This is a genomic window from Hafnia alvei (assembly GCF_900095695.1).
Classification (GTDB): domain Bacteria; phylum Pseudomonadota; class Gammaproteobacteria; order Enterobacterales; family Enterobacteriaceae; genus Hafnia; species Hafnia alvei_B.
On record NZ_FMIQ01000054.1, the window covers coordinates 1 to 22,147 of the forward strand.

19 protein-coding genes are annotated in these 22,147 nt (G+C 49.7%); 4 read left to right on the forward strand and 15 right to left on the reverse strand.

From position 1 onward, the window contains the following. Positions 1 to 5 precede the first annotated feature (5 nt). The 10 genes from BN1044_RS13515 to BN1044_RS13560 all read right to left on the reverse strand — a co-directional run bounded on the left by BN1044_RS13515 (position 6) and on the right by BN1044_RS13560 (position 11,875). Positions 6 to 725 carry a T6SS immunity protein Tli3 family protein gene (locus BN1044_RS13515; protein WP_072309148.1) on the reverse strand — a complete coding sequence of 240 codons (720 nt, stop codon included), beginning with the start codon at positions 723 to 725 and terminating at the stop codon, positions 6 to 8. A 50-nt stretch (positions 726 to 775) separates the two neighbouring features. Beyond that, complete coding sequence (locus tag BN1044_RS13520) at positions 776 to 1,501, reverse strand: T6SS immunity protein Tli3 family protein (protein ID WP_072309149.1); 726 nt, start codon at positions 1,499 to 1,501, stop codon at positions 776 to 778. Then, complete coding sequence (locus BN1044_RS13525) at positions 1,501 to 3,573, reverse strand: T6SS effector phospholipase Tle3 domain-containing protein (protein WP_139130952.1); 2,073 nt, start codon at positions 3,571 to 3,573, stop codon at positions 1,501 to 1,503. Before BN1044_RS13525 ends, BN1044_RS13520 begins: the two co-directional genes overlap by 1 nt. Positions 3,574 to 3,669: 96 nt before the next feature. Further along, positions 3,670 to 6,183 (reverse strand): type VI secretion system Vgr family protein, encoded by a 2,514-nt coding sequence (locus tag BN1044_RS13530; protein WP_247650381.1) that lies wholly within the window; start codon positions 6,181 to 6,183, stop codon positions 3,670 to 3,672. 511 nt (positions 6,184 to 6,694) lie between these two features. Beyond that, the gene (artJ, locus tag BN1044_RS13535; protein ID WP_072309152.1) at positions 6,695 to 7,426 is read right to left on the reverse strand and encodes an arginine ABC transporter substrate-binding protein; all 732 of its coding nucleotides are present in this window, start codon (positions 7,424 to 7,426) and stop codon (positions 6,695 to 6,697) included. Between the two features lie 229 nt (positions 7,427 to 7,655). Further along, complete coding sequence (gene artM / locus BN1044_RS13540; protein WP_072309153.1) at positions 7,656 to 8,324, reverse strand: arginine ABC transporter permease ArtM; 669 nt, start codon at positions 8,322 to 8,324, stop codon at positions 7,656 to 7,658. After that, positions 8,324 to 9,040, reverse strand: a complete 717-nt coding sequence (artQ, locus tag BN1044_RS13545) for an arginine ABC transporter permease ArtQ (RefSeq protein WP_072309154.1) — start codon at positions 9,038 to 9,040, stop codon at positions 8,324 to 8,326. Before artQ ends, artM begins: the two co-directional genes overlap by 1 nt. Positions 9,041 to 9,207: 167 nt before the next feature. Next, positions 9,208 to 9,939 carry an arginine ABC transporter substrate-binding protein gene (gene artJ, locus BN1044_RS13550; protein ID WP_025800925.1) on the reverse strand — a complete coding sequence of 244 codons (732 nt, stop codon included), beginning with the start codon at positions 9,937 to 9,939 and terminating at the stop codon, positions 9,208 to 9,210. A 68-nt stretch (positions 9,940 to 10,007) separates the two neighbouring features. After that, positions 10,008 to 10,736 (reverse strand): arginine ABC transporter ATP-binding protein ArtP, encoded by a 729-nt coding sequence (gene artP / locus BN1044_RS13555; RefSeq protein WP_025800926.1) that lies wholly within the window; start codon positions 10,734 to 10,736, stop codon positions 10,008 to 10,010. Positions 10,737 to 10,957: 221 nt separating this feature from the next. Continuing rightward, entirely contained in the window at positions 10,958 to 11,875 is a 918-nt protein-coding gene (locus BN1044_RS13560; protein WP_072309155.1) for a LysR substrate-binding domain-containing protein, read from the reverse strand. Between the two features lie 136 nt (positions 11,876 to 12,011). Between BN1044_RS13560 and BN1044_RS13565 the strand changes: the two genes are divergently transcribed. The 3 genes from BN1044_RS13565 to BN1044_RS13575 all read left to right on the forward strand — a co-directional run bounded on the left by BN1044_RS13565 (position 12,012) and on the right by BN1044_RS13575 (position 14,583). Then, a complete protein-coding gene (locus BN1044_RS13565; protein ID WP_072309156.1) occupies positions 12,012 to 12,626 on the forward strand; it encodes an FMN-dependent NADH-azoreductase in 615 nt (204 codons plus the stop codon). A 25-nt stretch (positions 12,627 to 12,651) separates the two neighbouring features. Next, complete coding sequence (locus BN1044_RS13570; RefSeq protein WP_072309157.1) at positions 12,652 to 13,020, forward strand: helix-turn-helix domain-containing protein; 369 nt, start codon at positions 12,652 to 12,654, stop codon at positions 13,018 to 13,020. Positions 13,021 to 13,182: 162 nt separating this feature from the next. After that, positions 13,183 to 14,583, forward strand: a complete 1,401-nt coding sequence (locus tag BN1044_RS13575; protein WP_072309158.1) for a M24 family metallopeptidase — start codon at positions 13,183 to 13,185, stop codon at positions 14,581 to 14,583. A gap of 43 nt (positions 14,584 to 14,626) precedes the next feature. Here BN1044_RS13575 and BN1044_RS13580 read toward each other — a convergent pair whose 3' ends face one another. Then, complete coding sequence (locus BN1044_RS13580; RefSeq protein WP_025800931.1) at positions 14,627 to 14,947, reverse strand: heavy metal-binding domain-containing protein; 321 nt, start codon at positions 14,945 to 14,947, stop codon at positions 14,627 to 14,629. Positions 14,948 to 15,121: 174 nt separating this feature from the next. On the opposite strand from BN1044_RS13580, the gene BN1044_RS13585 reads away from it, so the two are divergent. Further along, positions 15,122 to 15,982, forward strand: a complete 861-nt coding sequence (locus tag BN1044_RS13585) for an N-acetylmuramoyl-L-alanine amidase (protein WP_072309159.1) — start codon at positions 15,122 to 15,124, stop codon at positions 15,980 to 15,982. Here BN1044_RS13585 and BN1044_RS13590 read toward each other — a convergent pair. The 4 genes from BN1044_RS13590 to poxB all read right to left on the reverse strand — a co-directional run bounded on the left by BN1044_RS13590 (position 15,976) and on the right by poxB (position 22,037). After that, entirely contained in the window at positions 15,976 to 16,995 is a 1,020-nt protein-coding gene (locus BN1044_RS13590) for an NAD-dependent epimerase/dehydratase family protein (RefSeq protein WP_025800933.1), read from the reverse strand. The two genes, BN1044_RS13585 and BN1044_RS13590, sit on opposite strands and share 7 nt — an antisense overlap. A gap of 288 nt (positions 16,996 to 17,283) precedes the next feature. Continuing rightward, positions 17,284 to 18,729, reverse strand: coding sequence for a DUF2867 domain-containing protein (locus BN1044_RS13595; RefSeq protein WP_072309160.1), 1,446 nt, complete (start codon positions 18,727 to 18,729; stop codon positions 17,284 to 17,286). Between the two features lie 287 nt (positions 18,730 to 19,016). Beyond that, positions 19,017 to 20,069, reverse strand: a complete 1,053-nt coding sequence (ltaE, locus tag BN1044_RS13600) for a low-specificity L-threonine aldolase (RefSeq protein WP_072309161.1) — start codon at positions 20,067 to 20,069, stop codon at positions 19,017 to 19,019. A gap of 246 nt (positions 20,070 to 20,315) precedes the next feature. Beyond that, the gene (gene poxB / locus BN1044_RS13605; RefSeq protein ID WP_072309162.1) at positions 20,316 to 22,037 is read right to left on the reverse strand and encodes a ubiquinone-dependent pyruvate dehydrogenase; all 1,722 of its coding nucleotides are present in this window, start codon (positions 22,035 to 22,037) and stop codon (positions 20,316 to 20,318) included. Positions 22,038 to 22,147: the final 110 nt, after the last annotated feature.

A 22,147-nucleotide genomic window follows, 5' to 3' on the forward strand; every position in this document is an offset into this window, starting at 1 on the left:
CATGCCTATTCCAACCCCAAATCAGGATCGCATTGCATATGATCCCAACCGGTATAGTTTTTTACCTCAGGGACTTTAGTGGGTAAGCCTTGATAGTTTGTGTGGTACTGCGACGTCAATTGACCGATGGAGCTCCGCTCAACATAGTCTAATCCCCATTTGGGGCCCGGAGATTGAGGCGATATATGTTCGGGAGATCCATCATAGGGGTTCGTATAATCGATACCGGTGCCTCCAGGGAGGACTCTTGGGTCATCGAAGGGTTTAGAACTGAGATAGAGGTGGCCTTGCTTGGTGAGCAAAAAACCTTGGTCATTCACCACGGTGAAAGACACCACGTTTTCACGATCGGGACTGGTTCCACCGCCGGGTTCAACACCAAAGCCAACCGAGGCGTAGGTTACTGTTTTCCATGTTTCTCCGTAGTCTTTAGAAACTGTGAAACCGCCCGAATCCCAGCCAGGAATAGCAATATAGCGCTTGGATGGATGAATATATTGTCCAGCAAAAGCGCGATAAAATTGACTTTCAACTTCTACATGTATTCCTCGTTTTGTATCTGTATACCAAAGTGCACCTTCACAGTAGTAGCCTTTGAGTTCCAAATACCGATGGTCATCAAAACGGTAAATAACCTGCGTTGGAATTTCACTTTTTTTGGCCTGACATCCCGCCATGAATACTGTCGAGAGCAGAACGCCTATCAAAGCGATATTTATGTTCATTACGCATCCTCGCCGTATTGATACGGAACCGCCTCTAACCAGCCTCATGCCTATTCCAACCCCAAATCAGGATCGCATTGCATATGATCCCAACCGGTATAGTTTTTTACCTCAGGGACTTTGGTGGGTAGCCCTTGCCATTCGGCTTTTTCTTCATTCGTCTGGCCTTTCAGCGTGCTGAGTTCAATGTATGACATTCCCCATTTTTGTCCTGGTGAGCGGGGATCGATCCGTCCTGTGCCTATTTTGCCATCGTAGGTGAAGGTGTAATCGATACCGGGTCCTCCAGGGAGGACTCTAGGGTCATCGAAGGGTTTAGAGCTGAGATAGAGGTGGCCTTGCTTGGTGAGCAAAAAACCTTGGTCATTCACGACGGTGAAAGACACCACGTTTTCACGCTTGGGGCTGGTTGTACCATCAGGTTCGACGCCATAGGGGACGGAGGCGTAATGGGCATTGCGCCAAGTCTGACCATAATCTTTCGAAACCATAAAACCGCTAATATCCCAATCTGTTATAGCAATATATCGTTCTGAGGGGTGAACATATTTCCCCCCAAATGCGCGATAGAATTTGTCCATAACCTCTGACTTAATGCCTCGTTGGGTATCGACATACCAGAGAGCACCTTCACAGTAGTAGCCTTTAAGTTCCAGATAGCGGTGGTCATCAAAACGGTAAATAACCTGCGTTGGAATTTCACTTTTTTTGGCCTGACATCCCACAGTTAATACTGTCGAGAGCAGAACACCTATCAGAGCGATATTGGTATTCATTAGGCATCCTCGCCGTATTGATAAGGAACTTCACCATAGCCTGCTGGTTTAGGCATATCCCATTGCAGCCGAGCTACCTCTTTATTCTCAACTTCAGGGTATCGAGCGGGAATAACTTTACTGGCATTGTAAAATGCATTCACGACACCAAAATCCCCCGTTGGCAGAACTTCATCCGCCTTATTCATATATTTCTTAGTATCAACTTTTGACAATATTCCTGTTTGATAATATGTCCTAGCCGCGCCATTTGGGTTGTTCTTATTTCGCCAATCCGCGCGCCATAGCAAGCTGTTCCAAAACTGCCCGCCTTGCAGTTCAAACGCCAGACATTGCCCAATGGCTAAATCGTAGGCCATTGCCATTTTAGGCACCTTGGGGTTGGCAACAATGGAAGAGTGCTGACTGTAGGTGACCGGATCGCTTTTTCGCCAATCTTCATCAAGCTGCTGTTTGGTTTTTTCACAGCGTAGCTCCAGCATTTTATTCGCGTCGTTAGTGCCCACAACTCGCCCACTGATCACCGGCGTTGGCTGATCAACACTCACCACGGCCAGTTCACTGGGGGTAAGTACATGTCCGATAGTTTGATAACGCAGGCTGTAAGGTAAATTCACCACCTTAGGCGGGGCCGCGCGTTTTAGCGCATTGGCGCGGGCGGAATAGGATATATTTTCGTCCTGACTGCCCTTTTCGATGTTGTGCTGATACTTTTTATTCACCTTCTCGTCGTTATATTGGCCTTGTAAGCTGAAGCTGAATACCTTTGGCAGAGCATCGCCGTTAGGAGTGACATCGGAATAGCTGTAGGGCTGGTTAGTTTTGCCGGAATAAGCGTAGTCACCGCTGCCAGCGGGTGGTTTTCTGAACGGCGTGGACGCTGGCGCTCCCCCAACCGGATAATTTTGATAAAACACCCGCTGGCGCAGATTCGGAATGCTGTTTGCTATTGCATCAGGAATGCCTCGCCAGCCAAAGCCTTGCACGCTTCTGAGAGATACGGTGCCATCGTTTGGGCAAAAGTAGTTGTAAACCTTGCCAAAGTTATTTCGGCTGTAGCGAGGATCGGTATCCCAATGAGATTCTCGCGGTAAACACACACGGTCTTTTAATCTTTGGGTATCGGCAGCCGAGTGTTGCCCGTCGGCACTGGCGTGCGGGTTGGTCGCCATCAGCTGGCAGAAGTGCTTGAATGTCTCCTGACGTGCTTTGTCTGTTTGGTGATGGCCATCTTGCACGCCTTCCATCACCGTATTGGCTAGCGCGTAGGGAGAGTGGTTGAGGATCACGCAGTCGGCGGGATCGGCACCTTCCTGTTTAACCAACATATTGGCCAGCATGGTGATCAGCGTGCCTTGACTGTGTGCCACGATATTAATCGTATCGTGCTCGGTGGGCTTATTTTGTCTAATCGTCAGTATCAAATCAGCTAGTCGCTGAGCGGCAAAGAACTGGTAGATACGATGGGGATTGTCATAGATGGGATGCGTAAAATCACCGTCGTTTATCCAGTTGGTCCTCGACATAAAGCCAATGGCCGCCATGACCACCCCTCCGGCACCGGGCCCAAGCATATCGGGTAATGACGTGGTGGCATTAGCAAACGTGCCGCCGCCTTTCGCCGCGGTGGAGTCCAGCACATTACCAAAACAGTCATTAGCGAATCGGCTGTTATTGTCGTTACCGTATTTTTTTAATTTATCAGGATTATTTTCCTGATAAGCATCATACGGCAGCGGGGTCTCTGCGCTGTTCTTGCTATTTTTCATCGCCGCACGATATTCGCGTTGGTCCGCTTCCCATGTTGCGTGATCGACCGGTTTGTACCCCCAATAAAATGGGATCACCGGTGAACGGCCCGGACCACAAACGCGCATTTGCGGCGTCTCCTCCTCAAGGGCGTAATCCTTCCACTCATGCGGATACAAATCGTCTCTGCCCAACCGCTGGTTGAGGCCCGCAATCATACCGGACTCTTGGTTTTGGTACGCCTCGCCCACGTCATTTACGCCATGCACCAGAATAACGATACAGGGCATCGGGCGTTTGAGACCGACATAGCAGGTGGTCATTGCGCCACCGGTTTTAGCATCTACCCCAAGTTCATTTTTGGCCACGATAGTGGGATTGTAAGGACTGGGTTTGCTATTTTTTTGACGACGGGGTATTCATGCGGTTTCTCCATGGAGCAGTTCCATTGTCACCTGTTCTAAGTCAGTCATGTCGAGTAGGGGAGAGCATCCTTGTGCATCCGTGATCCCCTCCACGGCTTCACCGTTGGATTTCGTTAAGCGGAACTTCTGGTGGGCAATCACCTGTTTAGGATCGCCATCGGCATGTAAAGCAAAACGACGGGCGAACGTACCGGACTCAAAGGCGGGAGCCATGGTTTTGACACTTTCGCCATCTTGGTACACCAGCACCGGGGCTTTTTGTGAAATCTTGGTGGGCGAGAATATCTCGACAGAACCATCCGTATTCACGCGTAATCCACCGCCGCCGCATACCAGCTGTAGACCTTTTTTGGCACTCAAAACCATCTGCCCATTAACACTGGTCATACTAAACTGTTGGTCAGCAAGAATGCCGATGGCCCCTTTTTGTGCCTGCATCGTGACATCGCCGGAAGCGGCAATAAGCTTAATGCCTAATTTCCGCGCAAAGGCGGAGATCCCTTGCCCTACGGCCACGGATAGATTTTTGAAGATGTTAATGCTGCTGCTGTTCCCTGCGGTTAACACCATATCTTCGCCCGCCGAAAGCTGGAGGGAAGCGGGGGTCACCTGTGCTATCCCCGCATCGGCGTAGTGCAACATCCCCGGTTGAGAGAGGCCATTGAGTGCTTGTTGCAGCTGTTGCTGTTTGGTGGCATCAACCGGCGTTGCCTGTGCGATACTGGCGCTCTGTTGCAAAGTTTTTGCCAGCGTTAGCGCCTGCTCGAGCTGGCGTACGGTTGCAGACATATCCAGCTGCTTGCCTTGGGCGCGAGTTTGAGGCTCTGTGGTAACTAATATCCCTTCGGCGGCGCGCAGCGTTCCCTTTTTATCGGTTCTGACCTCAAACCCTTCTCCTCGTAGCGCATGCTCCGCGTTGACTAAATGCCCCATATTGAGCTGGGTTTTCCCCAGCTCGGTGGCGACCTTGATATGCTCTTCTCCGCGCTTATCCTCAAGGCGAATTTTGTTATTCGCAGGGGTACGGATCACATTGCGCGTATTGTTTCGATGAGTCACCACATCGGGATTGTGCTCATCGTGCATGGCGTAGGCAATGTAGGGGCGCTCTGGATCGCCGCCTTCAAAGGCAATGCCCACTTCCGTATTGTCTAACAGCGGAAAGTGATGGCCGTAGGTATCGCCTGCATAAGGACGAGCCAAACGAACCAACATACTTTCATGGCCCTTTTCTTCATCCTGTCGGTCAAAATCAAATTTAACCCAGTAACGTCCTTTGGCATCGAGATGGGCATAGCGATCGTTTGCCGTCAGCGATGACACGCGTGCTGGAACGGTACCGCTGATGCAAGGTCGAGGAAGTCGCTCTGGACGGAAACAGATCTCTTCGCTGTAGGGAATACCGCTGAGTTCAACACAATATGCATTTTTGCGAGACGCTTTAGCGACCATGGAGGTCACAATAAATCCTGATGCAAAGGCTTCAGGTATGTCTCCGGCAATCGTTAATTCCATCCCTGGCGTGACATTTGGGCTGTCAGCCGTTGCCGAAAGCTGAGTCTGTTGGTTGAGTAAATATTCATGGCGAATACGGGCATAGAACCACGTTGTTTCTGCATCTTGATCTTGCTGCCACCGATCGCCGGGTGCGTGGTGAATATCGGCGTAGTGGTATTCACTGCCGTAGGTTGTCGTGTCTTGACGCGCAATATCTGCCTGTGTTTCCAACGTTTGCGCGCCACCTAGCCGGTAATCATAATTTCTGACGACGACTTCAGCCGGTACAATACAATGACGCGCTTTTAAGCTGTGAACCGCGTAGCTGTTACTCGATAAGCCACTCGTATTAATGTGGTTGATTTTATGATCGAAGATATAGCGCTGCTGGTTATCAGCAAAGACCATCACAATGATAAACGCATGTTCAGGGTGAGCCTCAAAGCGGAACCAAATCCCGACCTCGGACAGCAGGCGTCGAATAAACTGCAAATCGGTTTCGCCCCACTGGGTAATCATTTCCCGATGCGGGTAGCGACATGACAGGTTATCAAAATCAATTTCATACCCTTCAAAATTATGGCTTTTGAGGATTTGTTTCACTAACTCTGGAACGGTTGTATCGAGATAAATCGCGTGGCGCCGTGTTCTTTCCAACAGCGCTAAAGGGTGTGAGAGTTCAACCTCATAAAGTGACTCATCAGCCGAGGTGCTAATGCGCTCAAAAGCCGTGAAAACACCTTCAATTCGCCGTGTCTCCAGCCACTTTTCACTGCTTTCAAGATAGCTCGACCATGCGGTATTCGGCGCACGCATCAACAATGTGGCCTGTTGATTTAGGATATCTTTGGGCGATATGTCTTTTGTGGGGGAGGTGAACCGGATGGTATAGCGATAGGGGGTACTGAGTGCTTCATGACCGGTGAATGACTCAACGTCAGTCATCACATTGCTATGTAATATCTCAAGCAAATAACGGTTTAGCGTTTCTTTGGGGGAATGGCTGGCCAAAATAAATCTCCATATTTAATGCCAATACCGCTCCGCGATAAGCTAACGTTGATGTCGGATCGGTTAACGTTTCTTATATAAATGATTAGCCTTACTAATGAAAGGGGTTAAGTCTGAAAGTGAGAGTAAAACGTATTAACTTGTGATCCCTGACAGTTAGAAGGCTTTAATTATTGTTTTTAGGATTTTGGAGTCCAAATGAAGCGAAGACGTGATAGCGCTTAAGATGTAATGCCGCTTTCGTTGGGGCAGGTAAGAGGATCAGCGCACAGCCCTTGCTAGAGGCAACGCCTAATTGAGTGAATAATAAAAGTATTTTTTAGTTTGTGAAATGAACAGCAAGAGCCTGCAGATTGGTTTTCATATTTATCTAAGAGCTCGCCGGTGCTGAACCGGCGCTCTCAGCGTTGTCTATCTATCCGAACAGCGTGCTATACGGTTGACGTAGTTTAAGTCACTTGTATGGGTATGGCTTCCTAACGTGATTGGTTAGAATGACCAAACAACCGTGTTATTGCGGAAACCACTGGTCGTTAATTTTTTTGTACGTCCCATTGGCTTTGATGTCGTCCAGCGCTTTATTGAGCTGCGCCAGCAGAGCCGTATTTTCAGGGCGAACGGCAATCCCTAAGCCGGTACCGAAATACTGCGCATCGGTCACGTGATCGCCCACGGCGGCGAGATTAGGATTGTTTTTCAGCCATTCGTTAACGACCGCAGTATCGCCAAATACGCCGTCTAAGCGGCCACTTTTCAGATCTAGAATCGCGTTTTGATAGCTGTCATAGGCCACGGTTTTAATTTCAGGATGCTTATCCTGCAAATATTTCTGATGGGTGGTGCCATTTTCCATCCCCACGCGTAGGCCTTTCATATCAGCGAAGGTTTTATATTTGCCTTTGTCTGCAATGATAATGGCGGAGTTAGCGTAATAGGGCTGGGTAAAGGTGACCTGCTTTTGGCGCTCCGGCGTGATATCCATGCCAGAAATCACGGCGTCATAACGTTTGAATTTCAGCGCTGGGATCAGGCTGTCGAAGGCCTGATTGGTGAATGTGCAGGTTGCCTGCATCTGTTTGCACAGCGCCTTGGCCAAATCCATGTCAAAGCCAACGATCTGGTTGTTTGAATCCATGGATTCAAACGGTGGATAGGTGGCAGAAGAGGCAAAGCGGATCGTTTCCGCTGCGGTTGCGGTAGCGCTCATTCCTGCCAGTAATGCACAAACCATCAGCTTTTTCATCGTAGAACTCCTGTCTGAAATAGTATCTTTAGGCGACCGTCTTTGTTTTGAGGTATTCACGCGAACGGAACGACGTTCATGCGCAATGACGGCTAAGTGAACAGAATTGACTTTGCCATTAAGTGAATTTATATGCAATATATTTGGTTAAATATTTAAAGCTCACTTTTATCGATACAAAAAAGCCAGCGCGATGGCTGGCTTTTAGTAGGTATTCTAGATAATTAAGTTAATTTCTGCGTTCGAATGCCAAGGCGCGACGTTCAACCATACGCATAATTAACGTAAGTAAACCATTTACGCACAGGTAAATCACGCCCGCTGCGCCGAACACCATCACGTCGTAAGTGCGACCATACATCTGCTGGCTGTAGCCCATAACTTCCATCAAGGTGATGGTGTATGCCAAAGACGTACTTTTGAAAATCAACACTACTTCGTTGGAATAGGACGACAGTGCACGTTTAAACGCGAACGGCAGCAAAATACGTAGCGTCTGGCTGCGTGACATACCGAGAGCTTCACAAGATTGCCACTGACCCGATGGAATGGCCCTCACCGCGCCGTAGAACAGCTGAGTTGTATACGCCGCGCTGTTCAGCGCCAAGGCAACCATGGCGCACAGCCAAGGCTGCGACAGCATATTCCACAGCCATGGCGTCTGCTTTATCCAGTCAAACTGGCCTGGGCCATAGTAGATCAGGAAGATTTGCACCAGCAGCGGAGTGCCGGTAAATAGCGTGATATAGCCCTGCACTAGCTGAGTCAGTACGATTGGGCGTAGGGTCAACACGATGGTAAACAGCAAAGCCAGCACCAAAGCTACCAACAAGGAAACCACGGTCAGCGTCAGGCTGGTCGGCAATCCTTGAATAATATCGGGAATATATTCAAACATTAGGCGTTCCCCCGCTCAAAGCGTGTGGTACGCAGTTCGATTCGTTTCAGAATATATTGGCTGAAAAGGGTGATAATCAAATAAATCGCCGCGGCAACCATATACCACGTAAACGGCTCTTGAGTTCGGGTAGCAATGCTTTTGGTTTGCAACATTAAATCATTCACACTGATCAATGAAACCAGAGCGGTATCTTTCAGCAGTACCAGCCATTGGTTACCCAATCCCGGCAGCGCATGACGCCACATCTGCGGCATGACCAAACGGAAGAAAATGGCGCTTTTGCTTAATCCTAATGCCTGACCGGCTTCGCGCTGTCCTTCAGGAACGGCTTTCAGTGCGCCACGCAGGGTTTGAGAGGCATAGGCCGCATACAACATCGCCAGCGCAATAACGCCGCAAATGAAGGGGCTCACCTCAAAGTTTTCGATATTCAACTGGATAGGGATCTGGATAAAACCCAGATTCAGATTAAAACCGTCTGAAAGCACCATCAGCAACTGCGCTGAACCAAAATAGATAAACAGCACGACGAGAATTTCAGGGAGTCCGCGCACCAGCGTTACCCACGCGGTGCCCAGCCAAGCCACAGGTTTAATGGTTGACGATTCCCATACGGCGAAAATCATGGCTAATATCAGCCCAAGAACTAATGCACAAAGCGCGAGGCCAACGGTCATACCCGCCGCGCTTAATAAAGGTTGAAATTCAATCATTGCTTGGAGCCTATCCCATCAAGCGCTATACACGCCTAAATGATACTTTTTATTACGCCTACAAAGATAGGCACTATACCCGTTCACAGTGCAGGGTATATATCCCCGTTCATTGGCGCTGCATGGAGGCGGTTAGCCTAGCAACAGCGCCAAAGATATCAGAGATATTACTGCTGGAACCATTTGCTATAGATGGTTTTATAAGTGCCATCTTGCTTCAGCTGGTTCAGCGCGGTGTTAAATTGGTTCAACAGTTCCGCGTTGTTCTGACGCACGGCAATGCCCAAACCGGTGCCGAAGTAGTTAGGATCGGTCACTTTGTCGCCCACGGCGGACAGCGTTGCATTCTGCTTCAGCCATTCGTTGACAACCGCGGTGTCACCGAATACCGCATCCAGACGACCATTTTTCAGATCCAGAATGGCGTTTTGGTAGCTGTCATACGGAACTGGCGTAATTTCAGGGTGTTTTTCCTGCAGGTATTTCTGGTGAGTTGAACCGTTTTGCATGCCAACGCGTTTACCTTTCAGCGCGGCGATGTCGGCAACTTTGCCTTTCTCAGCGATGAACAGCGCAGAGTTGTCATAGTATGGCGCGGTGAACGCCACCTGTTTCTGACGCTCTGGGGTGATATCCATACCGGAAATAACCGCATCGATACGTTTGAATTTCAGACTTGGGATCAAGCTATCGAAAGACTGATTGGTGAAAGTACAGGTCGCTTTCATCTGTTTACAGATGGCATTGGCCAGATCGATATCAAACCCTTGCATCTGGTTATTTGCGTCCATGAATTCAAAGGGAGGATAAGAAGCTTCGGCAGCAAAACGAATGGTTTCCGCCGCTGATGCAGAGACGCTGATACCGGCTAATACTGTGGCAATTATGATTTTTTTCATCGCAGACTCCAACTTCTGTTAGCTAATAGTTTGGTCAAAACGACCCTGTTAAAGCGTCAATCTAGCCGTTAGTGAGACAGGTAACCAGCAAACGCTTCGGTTTGTGGGTGAGCAAAATGGCTGGCGTCGCCATGCTCAATCACTCTGCCTTGTTCCATATACACCACGCGGCTGGCGGTCTTACGTGCCACTTCTACTTCGTGAGTCACGATAACCTGTGTGATGCCGGTTTCAGATAGCTCGCGAATAATGCTAACGATCTGAGCGGTAATTTCTGGGTCAAGTGCCGCGGTTGGCTCATCGAACAGTAAAACCTGAGGTTCCATCATCAGAGCACGAGCGATGGCCACGCGCTGCTGTTGACCACCAGAAAGATGCAGCGGGAAACGATCTACATAGTCTGTTAGACGCAGGCGTTGCAGCAATTTTTGCGCGCGTTCCACGGCCTGAGCTTTGCTCAGCCCCAAGACTTTGCACGGTGCTTCAATCAGGTTTTGCATCACGGTCAGATGTGGCCACAGATTGTACTGTTGGAACACCATCCCGACGTTACGACGTAGCTCGCGGATCTCTTTTTCACCCGGTGTTTGGCTGAAATCGAATTGATTACCCGCAATAGAAAGTTGTCCGGAACGAGGCATCTCAAGCAGGTTTAATACCCGCAGGAGAGAACTTTTACCTGCACCGCTCGGCCCCAGTAATACCAAGGTTTCGCCCGCAGGACATTCCAGAGTGATGTCGAACAGCGCTTGATGTGCGCCGTAAAAGCAATTAATGCCGTTTATTTGAATACTCATGCGCGTTTACTGAATAGCCATTGATGATGCAAATGTTAACTTCCACAGAATACTTATGCAATCTTTGTGCGTTAAAATTTATTACCGCACCTCTTAATCGCTTAAGATTAGCACAATATCACCTTTTTACCGGAAAACTGGCGCATTTGCCCAGACTCGACTAAATCCGCTTGGCTGAATGCATACAAAGTGAATGAATTCAGCTTCAACAAACGAGGGTATCAGGTTTTGTTGATACGGCGCACTTCATTCAGAGCCTGACTTAGATAGTCTAAAAAGGTTTTGAACAGCAGCGTTTGACCACGTTTAGACTCATATAAGGCATGGATTGAGTGAGGTTCGTTAGTCCACTCGGGTAAAACGTGTACCAGCTCACCGGAATCAATCAGATCTAAGCAGATAAACCGCGGCAGACAGGTAATTCCGACGCCGTTAATGGCTGCATAAACTACCGCGCGCATATTGTTGGTTATCAGGCGTGGAGTGACGTTAAGGGTAACTTTTTCTTTATGCAGATTAATCAAACGCCATTGGCGGCTATTGTCATCACTTTTTTTGATTATTGTTGCATGCTGCGTGAGCTCTGAAACATCGCTGGGCATGCCAAAACGCGCGATATAATCTGGGCTACACACCAAGATTTGGTGCTCAATGCACAGGGTTTTTACGTGCAGGCTAGAGTCGCGCAGCGGGAGCGGCTCTGGGCGAATCGCAATATCGATACCTTCGGTGGTTAAATCAACGTCTCGGTTCATCGCTAACAGCTCAATTTCCACATCGGGATATTTTTGGATGAAGCGGCACACCACCGGAGCCATAAACTCTTCCGTCATCATCACCGGCGCGGCAATTTTTAGTTTACCGCTTGGATAAGCCAACGCATTACTCACCAAATCTTCGGCCAGTTGAGCCTGCTGCACCGCCAAACGACACTGCTCGGCAAACTTAAGCCCCAAATCCGTGACGTTAAAGCTGCGGGTGGAGCGTTGCAGTAGGCGCACGCCAAGGCTGTCTTCCAACGATGCGATGCGGCGGCTTAGCAAAGATTTCGATACACCGAGCGCTTTAGCCGCTGCGGTATAGCCCTGATGATCGACGGCATGAACGAAATAGAGCATATCGTTGAGATCGCATTTCATTTTATTGTCTCGTTTTTGCAACAATGTTTCCGAAAATTAGATATTTCGCTCTGTAATTGCAACCATTAATCTAACAGCAGCTAATTTTTGTTTAAAAAAATTATGTTTTAAAAACAGAATATCTTTAGGGATCAGAATGAAACTGCTGCATATCGACTCAAGCCCGTTTATCACCCAATCGACCTCGCGCGTGCTGAGCGCCGCGATCGTTGCACAGCTACAGGAAAATCATCGTATTCAATCCGTCATCTACCGAGATGTTGGATTAACGCCGCCGCCACATTTAACCGAAGCCGTATTCAACGCGATGCGTAATGGCATCGTGGGATGCAGCGACGAGGTTATTCTGGCGGTTGATGCTGCCAATCAGGCTATTGCAGAGCTCAAAACGTGCGATGCGCTGGTGATTGGCGCGCCCATGTTTAATCACTCCATCGTGACTAATCTCAAAGCTTGGATCGATCAGGTCTGTCAGGCGGGGAAAACCTTTGCTTTTACCTCACAAGGAGCACAAGGGCTGATTGCGGATAAGCCGGTATTTATTGCCTCAACGCGAGGCGGTATCTACGCCGACGATGCTCACCGAGCGATGGATTTTCAGGAACCTTATTTAGTTTCGGCGCTGTCTTTGATGGGGTTAAAAAACGTCAAAATTATTCGCGCCGAGGGCGTCGATAAAATACATCCAGGTCGCTCGGAGGCGCAACGTATGGCATTGGAAGAGATAAAAAATACCGTTTGTATCGATTAAGGCTGAATTCAAAAGGGAGAGAATAATGACAACACAACAATACGACCATCTCATTGTGACCGATCTGGTGAATTGGATTGAAAGCCATATCGACGACAAATTGCTGATTGATGATGTTTCACGCCAGTCGGGTTATTCCAAATGGCATATTCAGCGCAAATTTAAAGCCGTCACCGGCAAAACCATTGCTAGCTATATTCGCAACCGCAAGCTTACGCGCGCGGCGCTGGCGTTGCGTAAAACCGATCGTCGGGTGTTGGATATTGCGTTGTCCTGTGGGTTTGATAATCAGCAGACATTTACCCGTATGTTCCGCAAACGATTTGGTATTGCGCCAGGGTCATATCGCGCAAGCGCTGATGCCTCTGCTCAGAATTTCACCTACCCAATCTAGATAAATTAAACGCAAAGAAAACAATTATTCGAACCACGATGATTTTTGCAAGCGAGCTCGGCTATTCAGATCAGAGTTCTCTCTCTCTGACTTAATTCCGCTATTATCGCGGTTATTGTTGTGACTTAGATGATGACTGCGCGAGCTAAAGGGAGAGTCGGCATGGATCCACTGAAAGAGAAGAGTATTGTTTTAAAGTCTGTACCTCAGCCACAGGTATTTCCAGATGCTCAGCAGGTAGAACTGCTGGATGAAACACTTCAGCTTCGCCGAGATCGTGTGTTGGCGCGTATGAAGGCATCAGGGCATAACTATCTGGTGATTTATGCCGACAAAGAGCACGGGGCTAATTTTGAATATCTGACGGGGTTTATCCCTCGATTTGAAGAAGCGTTACTCGTGCTCGCTGCGTCAGGGGACTCATTTTTATTGTTGGGCAATGAAAACATGAAAATGTCCCAGCATGCGCGAATTGCCAATCAGGCCATCTGCGTGCCTCATTTCTCGCTGCCTAATCAGCCGATGGATAACCCAATGACGTTGGCTCAGGCGCTGAAAGATACCGGAATTCATCGCGCGTCTTCCGTGGGCATTGTGGGTTGGAAAATGTTCACCAGCCCAACAGAAAATAACGAGCAGATTTTTGATCTGCCTTATTTCATGATGAACGCTATTCAGCGCGTCGTTTCTCCTCAAGCTCAGATCTGCAACGCGACGCATTTATTTATTGGCGGAGACAGCGGGGCGCGAGTCATCAATTCGGCCAACGAAATTGCCCATTATGAATACGGCGCAAATTTGGCCTCAAGCTGTATGTTACAGGCGATGAACGCCATAGAGCTGAATAAAACCGAAAAAGAGATTGGGCATTATCTCACGGCGGATGGGCAGCCAAATAACGTGGTGACTATTGCCGCGTTTGGCCAGCGGTTTAAAAATGCGCGTTTATATCCGGGTGAGAATCGTATTACGTTGTCAGATCGTGCCTCGTTGACAACCAGCTACAAAGGCGGTTTATCCAGCCGTGGCGGCTACGTTGCCTATGAGCAAAATGATTTGCCGCATGACCAGCAGAATTATGTCAACGCCGTAGCAAAACCTTATTACCGCGCCGTTGTTGCATGGCTTGAATACATGGCAATTGGCGTGAAAGGGGATGATGTTTATCAACGCATCGAGACGGTGTTGCCTAAAGCGCAATACGGCTGGCACCTTAACCCGGGCCATCTGGTTGCCGATGAAGAGTGGATGAGTTCGCCAATCTATTCGGGTTCACAGGCTAAAATACACAGCGGAATGCTGCTGCAAATCGATATTATTCCCTCGGTTGCGGGCTACGCCGGTGCCAGCGCCGAAGAGTGTGTAGCTATTGCTAATGCTGAACTTCGCGAGCAGATTGCGGGTGAATATCCTCAGGTTTGGCAGCGTATTCAACAGCGCAGAGCCTATATTATTGAGCATCTCAACATTGCATTAGGAGAGGATATTCTGCCGTTATCCAATTTGGTGGGCTATTTACGGCCTTACTTGCTGAATAAAGACATGAGTCTTTGCTGCGAGTGATGAGAATGCGTAAGGGCTGAATGATTCAGCCCTTACAAATTAATTACTTCACCTTCACCGCGGTACCACTCACGCTAACCATTAACATACTGCCGTCTTTTCCTACGGTTTCGTAATCAATATCAATGCCGACGACCGCATTGGCGCCAAGCGATTTGGCTTGATCGTTCATTTCAGCAAAGGCTATTTCCCGTGCTTTGCGCAGCTCTTTTTCATAAGCGCCAGAACGGCCACCGACAATATCGCGAATGCCAGCGAAGAAATCTTTGAAAATATTGGCACCAAGGATCGCCTCTCCGGTGACAACGCCGCAGTAGTCAACGATAGTAAGGCCTTCTAGGGATGGAGTTGTGCTATTGCGCATGAAATATACCCTTCATACTTGAAGTTGCCGCTGCGTTGGCTGCGCTCTTTCACCCAAATCACTTACTTGAGTAAGCTCATTGGGATTCATTCGCTTGCCGCCTTGATGCAACTCCAATTATTTTGGGTATAGTCCCTTTAAAATTAAATGAAATTGCATACTGGAGTTTAAGACATGCCAAAACGGATTGGGTTCGCAGCGATGGTGATATTGTTGGCAATCGGCTTAGCTGGGTGCCAAAGCTCGCCGTCGCAGCACCAACTGGTCAATCGAGGCACCTATCTGGTTGAAGATCGCCATCAGGCTCAGGGGGTCGATCAGCGCATCCGGTTTTTAGTGTTGCACTACACGGCGGAAGACTTCCATTCATCGTTAAAAACCCTAACCGATGAACACGTGAGCGCGCATTATCTGGTGCCCGCGCATCCGCCTGCGGAGAACGGCAAATACGTGGTGTGGCAGTTAGTACCGGAATCGCAGCGGGCATGGCATGCAGGAGCCAGTTCTTGGCGCGGACGGACGAGCCTGAATGACACATCGATTGGTATCGAAATCGTGAACAAAGGCTACCAGCAAGGCATGCTAGGCAAGATTTGGGCACCTTATACGCCACAGCAAATTGAGCTGGTGGCTGCGCTTAGTAAAGACATTGTGCAGCGTTACGCGATTGCGCCACAAAATGTGGTGGGGCATATGGATATTGCTCCGCAACGCAAGCTCGATCCGGGACCGTTATTTCCATGGCAGCAGCTGGCTGAACGGGGGGTTGGCGCGTGGCCGGATCAACACAGGGTAGATTATTATTTGGCGGGCAGAGCGAAAACGGCACCGGTGGATGTGTTAACGCTGCAGAAGAAGCTAGCCACTTACGGCTATGATATAGCGCCCAGCGGCAATAATGATTCAGCCTCGCGCAACGCGATCGCCGCGTTTCAAATGCACTTCAGACCCGCAAACTATCAGGGCGAGCCGGATGCTGAAACAGAGGCGATTATTGATGCGCTTATCGAGAAATATGGCAGCGTGGATCAATGACGGTCGCGGTTTTGCAGACGCCCGTGATCTTTAAGCCAATGCGCTGTGCGAATAATGCCCTCATCAATCGAGACAATCGGATGATAGCCTAATTCAAGCTGCGCACGCGTGGTATCGAGCGTCATATCGAAGTTGAGTTTTGCGACGCCATAGTGTGTGAGCGCAGGTTCTTTAGGGCTATTGGCGCCAATTTTTTCCATTCCGCGTGCCATCATATCCAACATAGGATAAGGAATTGAGCGGATTTTGCATTTCACACCTAGCTCGTCGATTAAATGCTGCAACAAGGTGTGCAGATGACGTGGCTGATGGTTTGAAATATTAAAGGTTCTGCCCGACGGTGTGCTTTCGATCTGCGTGGCCAACCACATGGCATGCACCGCATTTTCTTCATAGGTCATATCCACTAACGCATCGCCGCCGCGCGGCAGCAGCAAAGTGCCGTGCTTACGCATTGCGTTAAGCAAGCGCGGCAGTAATACTTTGTCGTGTGGGCCAAACAGCCCTTGTGGACGCAGAATGGTGAAATGTGTTTGTGGATTAGATAACGCCAGATTCTGAATAACGTCTTCACCGGCCGCTTTGCTGCGTGCGTAGTAATTGGCGTAGCGGTTTGGCACAAAATCTTCTTTGATATCGCGGTGATGGCGGTAATCAAAATAGACTGCGGGCGAGGAGATATGGATAAAGTTGCGTACCCCGTAGGCGGCAGCCCATTCGCCAAGGCGGCGGGTCGAGCGTACGTTGGCCTTCTCAAAGAGTTCTTCCGAGCCCCACGGTGAGGTAAAACCATCGCAATGCCACAGCGTATCCACGTCGTTCAGCATGGCCTTGGCCTGTGATGATACGAGATTGGTGAGATCGGCATGAATAAATTCCGCGCCCATTTTTTTCAATAGGTCGCCCATGGCCTGATTTTGCCCAGTAGCGCGAACGCTAATCCCTTTCTGACGTAAAAACTCAACCGCATTACGTCCGAGACCGCTGGTTGCACCGGTCACCAATACTTTCATAACTTATCCGAATCCGCAGTGTGCCTAGGTTAATAGGCGTTTTATGGCTGATTTCAGCCAGCTAGTTCATTGCCCTTACTCAAATGGAAAGGGCGCTCTCATCGCTAATTTGACCGCTCCTAGCAACAAGGGTGCCATTCTTCCGTGAATTTACTTTACATGCAATCAGATTACGGAGAGAGAACGTAACAATTGTTTAGTTGCTCACAGGGTGCGCATTTTATGATAGATGCGTACCGTAACCTCAGCATGGATTTATTATGCCAAGCCATACTGAGGCGAGGTTAACTATCGTTGCTTATTTTCACGATCGTAGGCTTCGGCAAGCTTGGTTATTTTTTTGCTCATGCCACGGAAAATAAACAGATGAGCGGGCATCATGGCAAACCAATACAACAGGCCGCTGAATCCCGCTGGATGCCACCAGGCACGCACATCCAGAACGCGTTTGTCACCTTTGTCTTCAATGGTGAAGGTGAGTCGCCCAAGGCCGGGGGCTTTCATACCAAACATCATGGCTAACTGGCGCAGGGGTTTTACCGTAATCACCTTCCAGCCGTCGACCAAATCGCCCAGCGCAAGAGAATCGCTATCAGGTCGGCCATAGACCACTTTATTGCCGATCATATCGTCCATTCTGGCGCGGATAGCCCAGAGAATATTGGCATAAAAATAGCCCTCTTTGCCGCCGATTTGCTGCACCACGTGCCATAGAGCCTCAGGCGAGGCACTGGTTTCTTGTTCATATCCTGCGTGTTTTGGATAGAAACCATAGCCCGGCCGCCAGCGCTCACGGGCTTCAGGATCGTAACCCCAGTCAGCGGAGTTGACGACTTCGGCCTCTTTATCCAACGTGTCTTGCACCGCCTGATCGAATTTGATCAGCGTTTGGGGAATGAGTCGCTCAATGGCGGTGCTGTGCGCCGGAAGATCGTGCTTCAAACCTTCGATCAACGCACGGGAAATGGTGGTTGGAACCGACGTGATCATACTGAGAAAATAGACGGAGACCCAACGGGTTGGGATCGGCAATGGGATCATCCAACGCTTTTTGCCGCTCAAGGCAATGAACCGCTCAAACATCGTTTGATAGCTGATGTATTCGGGGCCTGCGACGTCAAACACGCGGTTGCCGATGGCGGGATGGTTCAGTAACTCGGTGAGGTAGGTCAACAGATTCTCAAGCGCTATCGGCGATGTTTTCGAACGCACCCAGCGTGGCGGCGTGAGGATCGGCAGGTTATAAACCATATCACGCATCACTTCAAAAGCGGCGGAGCCTGGCCCGATGATGATGCTTGCCCGTAGTTCGGTCACCGGAATTCCGCTGGCGCGAAGTGCGTCACCGGTTTCTTTGCGTGCCACTAAATGGCGTGATGAGTCTCCGGTGGGCTGAAGGGCGCCGAGAAAAATAATTTGTTTCACGCCTGAATCGCGCAGTGCTTCGCAGGTGTTTTTGGCTGCGTTAATTTCACCGGTCACGAAATCATGACTATCACCCATGCCGTGAACCAGATAATAAACGACATCAATATCAGCCACGGCGGCGGGCAGGGTTTCTGGTTTATGAAGATCGACGTACTGGCATTCAACGCGCGGCCAAGCCTGTTCACGTAGCCAGTCAATTCGGCGTGCGGCGGCTCTGACTGAATGGCCTTCTTCAACTAATTTGGGGATCAGGTGTTGCCCGATATAGCCGCTGGCACCCAGCACTAAAATCCTTTGTGGGGTCATAGTTAAACCTAAGCAGATGAGAATGTATATCCGTCATACTTCAAGCCGCATTTTTGTTGGCTGCGTTCGCGAACCCGATAAATCTGCTTGGAGCAGATTTAAGCGTAGTTTACTACGACCCTTTAGGGGCGAGGCCCATGGATGGGCCGAGTAATCACTTACTTGAGTAAGCTCATCGGGACTCACTCACTTGCCGCCTCAATGCAACTCGAATTATTTTGGATATATTTTATTATTTTAGGATGCTGCCCGCATCGCTGGGATAAGCGTGCGGGCTATGACTTATGTTAGCCGTAAATCGCCTTGGTGGCTGTGGTGCTGCTCTGAGTATTGATAGATTGTTTAAACTCTTTCCATAAGGAAACCAGTTTTTCTAGATCTGAACGTGAGACGTCGAGATGGGTCACAATACGCGTGACAGGACCTGCGCTCATCAGCACGCCGCGCTCTTTCATCCATCCACCTAATTGGGCGGCTTCATGCGCGGGGACTTTGAGGAACAGCATATTGGTTTGTGCCCCCGGAGCCATAACTTCGACGCCAATGGCGCTTAGCGCATTAGCCAGCCACTGTGCGTTATCATGGTCTTCTCGTAGACGTTCAACGTTGTTGAGCAGCGCATAGCGTGCCGCTTCGGCCAAAATACCGGCCTGACGCATGCCGCCACCGACCATTTTGCGCCAGCGACGTGCCTGCTTGATGTATTCAGCGCTGCCGCACAAAAGCGAACCAATCGGTGCGCCCAGTCCTTTGGAAAGGCAAATAGTCAGCGTGTCGCAGTACTGTGTCAGCGTCGACAACGGTACGTTAAGCGCCACCGTGGCATTCATAATACGCGCGCCGTCAACGTGCAGAGCAAGGCCTTTTTCACGTGTGAATATCCATGCCTGCTGCAGATAGTCGAGCGGTAAGACTTTGCCGTTATGGGTATTTTCGATACACAGCAGCTTGGTGCGCGCAAAATGAACATCATCGGGTTTGATAACGCTGGCGACGACGTCGAGCGGCAACGTGCCATCGGCTGCGGCATCAATCGGCTGCGGTTGGATACTGCCGAGAACCGCAGCGCCGCCGGCCTCAAACAGATAGTTATGCGCCTTTTGCCCAACGATATACTCTTCGCCACGTTGGCAATGTGTCAGCAGCGCCACCAAATTTGCTTGTGTACCCGTTGGCAAAAACAGTGCGGCTTCTTTACCTGTAAGCTCAGCGGCTTCTTGTTCAAGCAGGTTAACGCTGGGATCGTCACCATAAACATCATCGCCGACTTCGGCACGAGACATGGCTAAACGCATGGCGTCACTTGGACGAGTAACGGTATCACTACGAAGGTCGATCACGTACTGCTCCTTAATCCCTCGGTTTGGCGCTGGCTGACGCTTGGCTTCAACGTGGGTGGTAGATTATTAAGTGATTGGAATAGGATTTTTATAAACCTTATTCTTTGTAGCATGCGCGTTTGTAGACTCAAAATTGAAAATGATAGATAGCGAACGATCTGCGGCGATGACCGCAAATTAGATGAAAAAAACGGCGCAGGATTTCTGCGCCGCGTTAGTGAGCTTGAAAGATAAGAACGCGCGGGGTTAGCGCAGCCAGTTAGTTTTGGCTAACTCCACCACTTCGTCTCCACGACCGTTAATAATGGCGCGTAGCATATAAAGGCTGAAGCCTTTTGCCTGCTCAAATTTAATCTGCGGCGGCATAGCGAGCTCTTGCTTGGCGGTAACCACGTCGACGACGACCGGTCCATCGTGGGCGAAAGCTTCAGCCAGTGCGCTGTTTACCTCAGAGGCTTTTTCTACGCGAATGCCCTTGATCCCTGCGGCGTTCGCAATGGCGGCAAAATCAGGATTATGCAGGTCGGTACCATCAGTAAGATAGCCACCGGCCTTCATTTCCATTGCTACAAATCCCAGCACGCTATTGTTGAAAATCACGATTTTGACCGGCAATTTTTGCTGCGCTAGCGTGAGGAAATCGCCCATTAACATGGTAAATCCACCGTCACCGCATAGGGCGATAACCTGACGGTCAGGATAGCTTCCCTGTGCGCCTAGGGCCTGTGGCATCGCGTTAGCCATGGAACCATGATTAAACGAGCCCAGTAAACGGCGTTTGCCGTTCATTTTGAGATAACGCGCGGCCCATACGGTTGGTGTGCCAACGTCGCAGGTAAATATTGCGTCTTCGTTAGCCAGTTCGCTGATTTGCTGCGCCAAATATTGTGGATGGATCGGCTGGTCGTCGTTGGACGTCGCCAGTGCATCCAGATCTTTACGTGCTTTGTGGTAGTGCTCTAACGCTTGATCCAAGAACTGGCGATCGCTGCGGGTTTCAAGTTTAGGCAGCAGCGCTTGGAGCGTTGATTTCACATCGCCGAGCAACGGTAAATTGACGGCGCAGTGTGAACCGATGCTTGCCGCATTGGTATCAACCTGAACGATGGTTGCCTTAGTCGGGTAAAACGCACGGTAGGGGAATTGGGTGCCGAGCAAAATCAGGGTGTCGGCGTTCATCATGGCATGGTAGCCGGAGGAGAAGCCGATAAGTCCAGTCATCCCAACATCATAAGGGTTATCCCACTCAACGTGTTCTTTGCCGCGCAGCGCGTGAACAATCGGCGCTTTTATCTTTTCGGCAAACTGAATCAGCTCGTCGTGGGCGCCTTCACAACCGCTGCCGCACAGTAGAGTGATTTTTTTGCCGCTTTCCAAAATGTTTTTAAAGGCTTCCAGCTCGCTTTCCTGTGGCAAAACGCGAGGCAGCAAAGGCGTGTGCCAAACGAGGTTGGCATCCTCAGGGGCGGGACGCAGTGCAACATCGCCCGGCAGCACAATGACCGAAACGCCTTTCTTGAGAATGGCCTGACGCATCGCCACTTCAAGCGCTTGAGGTAGCTGTTCTGGATTGGAAATTAATTCACAGTAATGGCTGCATTCACGAAACAGTTCTTGTGGATGTGTTTCTTGAAAATAGCCGCTGCCGATTTCGCTGGAAGGAATATGTGCCGCGATGGCGAGTACCGGAACGTGGTTGCGGTGACAGTCAAACAGGCCATTGATCAGATGAAGGTTACCCGGCCCACAGGAACCCGCGCAGACGGCGAGCTGTCCGGTGAGCTGTGCTTCGGCACCTGCGGCAAAGGCTGCGACTTCTTCATGGCGCGTGCCAATCCACCGTATGGTTCCCATTCTTAATAGGCTGTCGCTGAGGCCGTTTAGGGAGTCGCCAGTGACGCCCCAAATACGTTTTACGCCAGCCTGATCGAGTGTTTTAGCGACTAGGGTTGCAACAGTTTGCTTCATGAACACCTCCCTTGAATGAATTCAGGTAGCTCGCTCATTGATACTTTCAGTGAGCGAGTGAAAGTCATGGCGCTGTCGGCAATGCCGAGTGCATTGTCTGCCATCGAGAA

What these genes read in the sequence shown, in the direction of transcription:
- BN1044_RS13515 (WP_072309148.1), bottom strand. Translation starts at nt 725, where the DNA reads ATGAACATAAATATCGCTTTGATAGGCGTTCTGCTCTCGACAGTATTC.
- BN1044_RS13520 (WP_072309149.1), bottom strand. Translation starts at nt 1,501, where the DNA reads ATGAATACCAATATCGCTCTGATAGGTGTTCTGCTCTCGACAGTATTA.
- BN1044_RS13525 (WP_139130952.1), bottom strand. Translation starts at nt 3,573, where the DNA reads ATGACCACCTGCTATGTCGGTCTCAAACGCCCGATGCCCTGTATCGTT.
- artJ (WP_072309152.1), bottom strand. Translation starts at nt 7,426, where the DNA reads ATGAAAAAGCTGATGGTTTGTGCATTACTGGCAGGAATGAGCGCTACC.
- artM (WP_072309153.1), bottom strand. Translation starts at nt 8,324, where the DNA reads ATGTTTGAATATATTCCCGATATTATTCAAGGATTGCCGACCAGCCTG.
- artQ (WP_072309154.1), bottom strand. Translation starts at nt 9,040, where the DNA reads ATGATTGAATTTCAACCTTTATTAAGCGCGGCGGGTATGACCGTTGGC.
- artJ (WP_025800925.1), bottom strand. Translation starts at nt 9,939, where the DNA reads ATGAAAAAAATCATAATTGCCACAGTATTAGCCGGTATCAGCGTCTCT.
- artP (WP_025800926.1), bottom strand. Translation starts at nt 10,736, where the DNA reads ATGAGTATTCAAATAAACGGCATTAATTGCTTTTACGGCGCACATCAA.
- BN1044_RS13560 (WP_072309155.1), bottom strand. Translation starts at nt 11,875, where the DNA reads ATGAAATGCGATCTCAACGATATGCTCTATTTCGTTCATGCCGTCGAT.
- BN1044_RS13565 (WP_072309156.1), top strand. Translation starts at nt 12,012, where the DNA reads ATGAAACTGCTGCATATCGACTCAAGCCCGTTTATCACCCAATCGACC.
- BN1044_RS13570 (WP_072309157.1), top strand. Translation starts at nt 12,652, where the DNA reads ATGACAACACAACAATACGACCATCTCATTGTGACCGATCTGGTGAAT.
- BN1044_RS13575 (WP_072309158.1), top strand. Translation starts at nt 13,183, where the DNA reads ATGGATCCACTGAAAGAGAAGAGTATTGTTTTAAAGTCTGTACCTCAG.
- BN1044_RS13580 (WP_025800931.1), bottom strand. Translation starts at nt 14,947, where the DNA reads ATGCGCAATAGCACAACTCCATCCCTAGAAGGCCTTACTATCGTTGAC.
- BN1044_RS13585 (WP_072309159.1), top strand. Translation starts at nt 15,122, where the DNA reads ATGCCAAAACGGATTGGGTTCGCAGCGATGGTGATATTGTTGGCAATC.
- BN1044_RS13590 (WP_025800933.1), bottom strand. Translation starts at nt 16,995, where the DNA reads ATGAAAGTATTGGTGACCGGTGCAACCAGCGGTCTCGGACGTAATGCG.
- BN1044_RS13595 (WP_072309160.1), bottom strand. Translation starts at nt 18,729, where the DNA reads ATGACCCCACAAAGGATTTTAGTGCTGGGTGCCAGCGGCTATATCGGG.
- poxB (WP_072309162.1), bottom strand. Translation starts at nt 22,037, where the DNA reads ATGAAGCAAACTGTTGCAACCCTAGTCGCTAAAACACTCGATCAGGCT.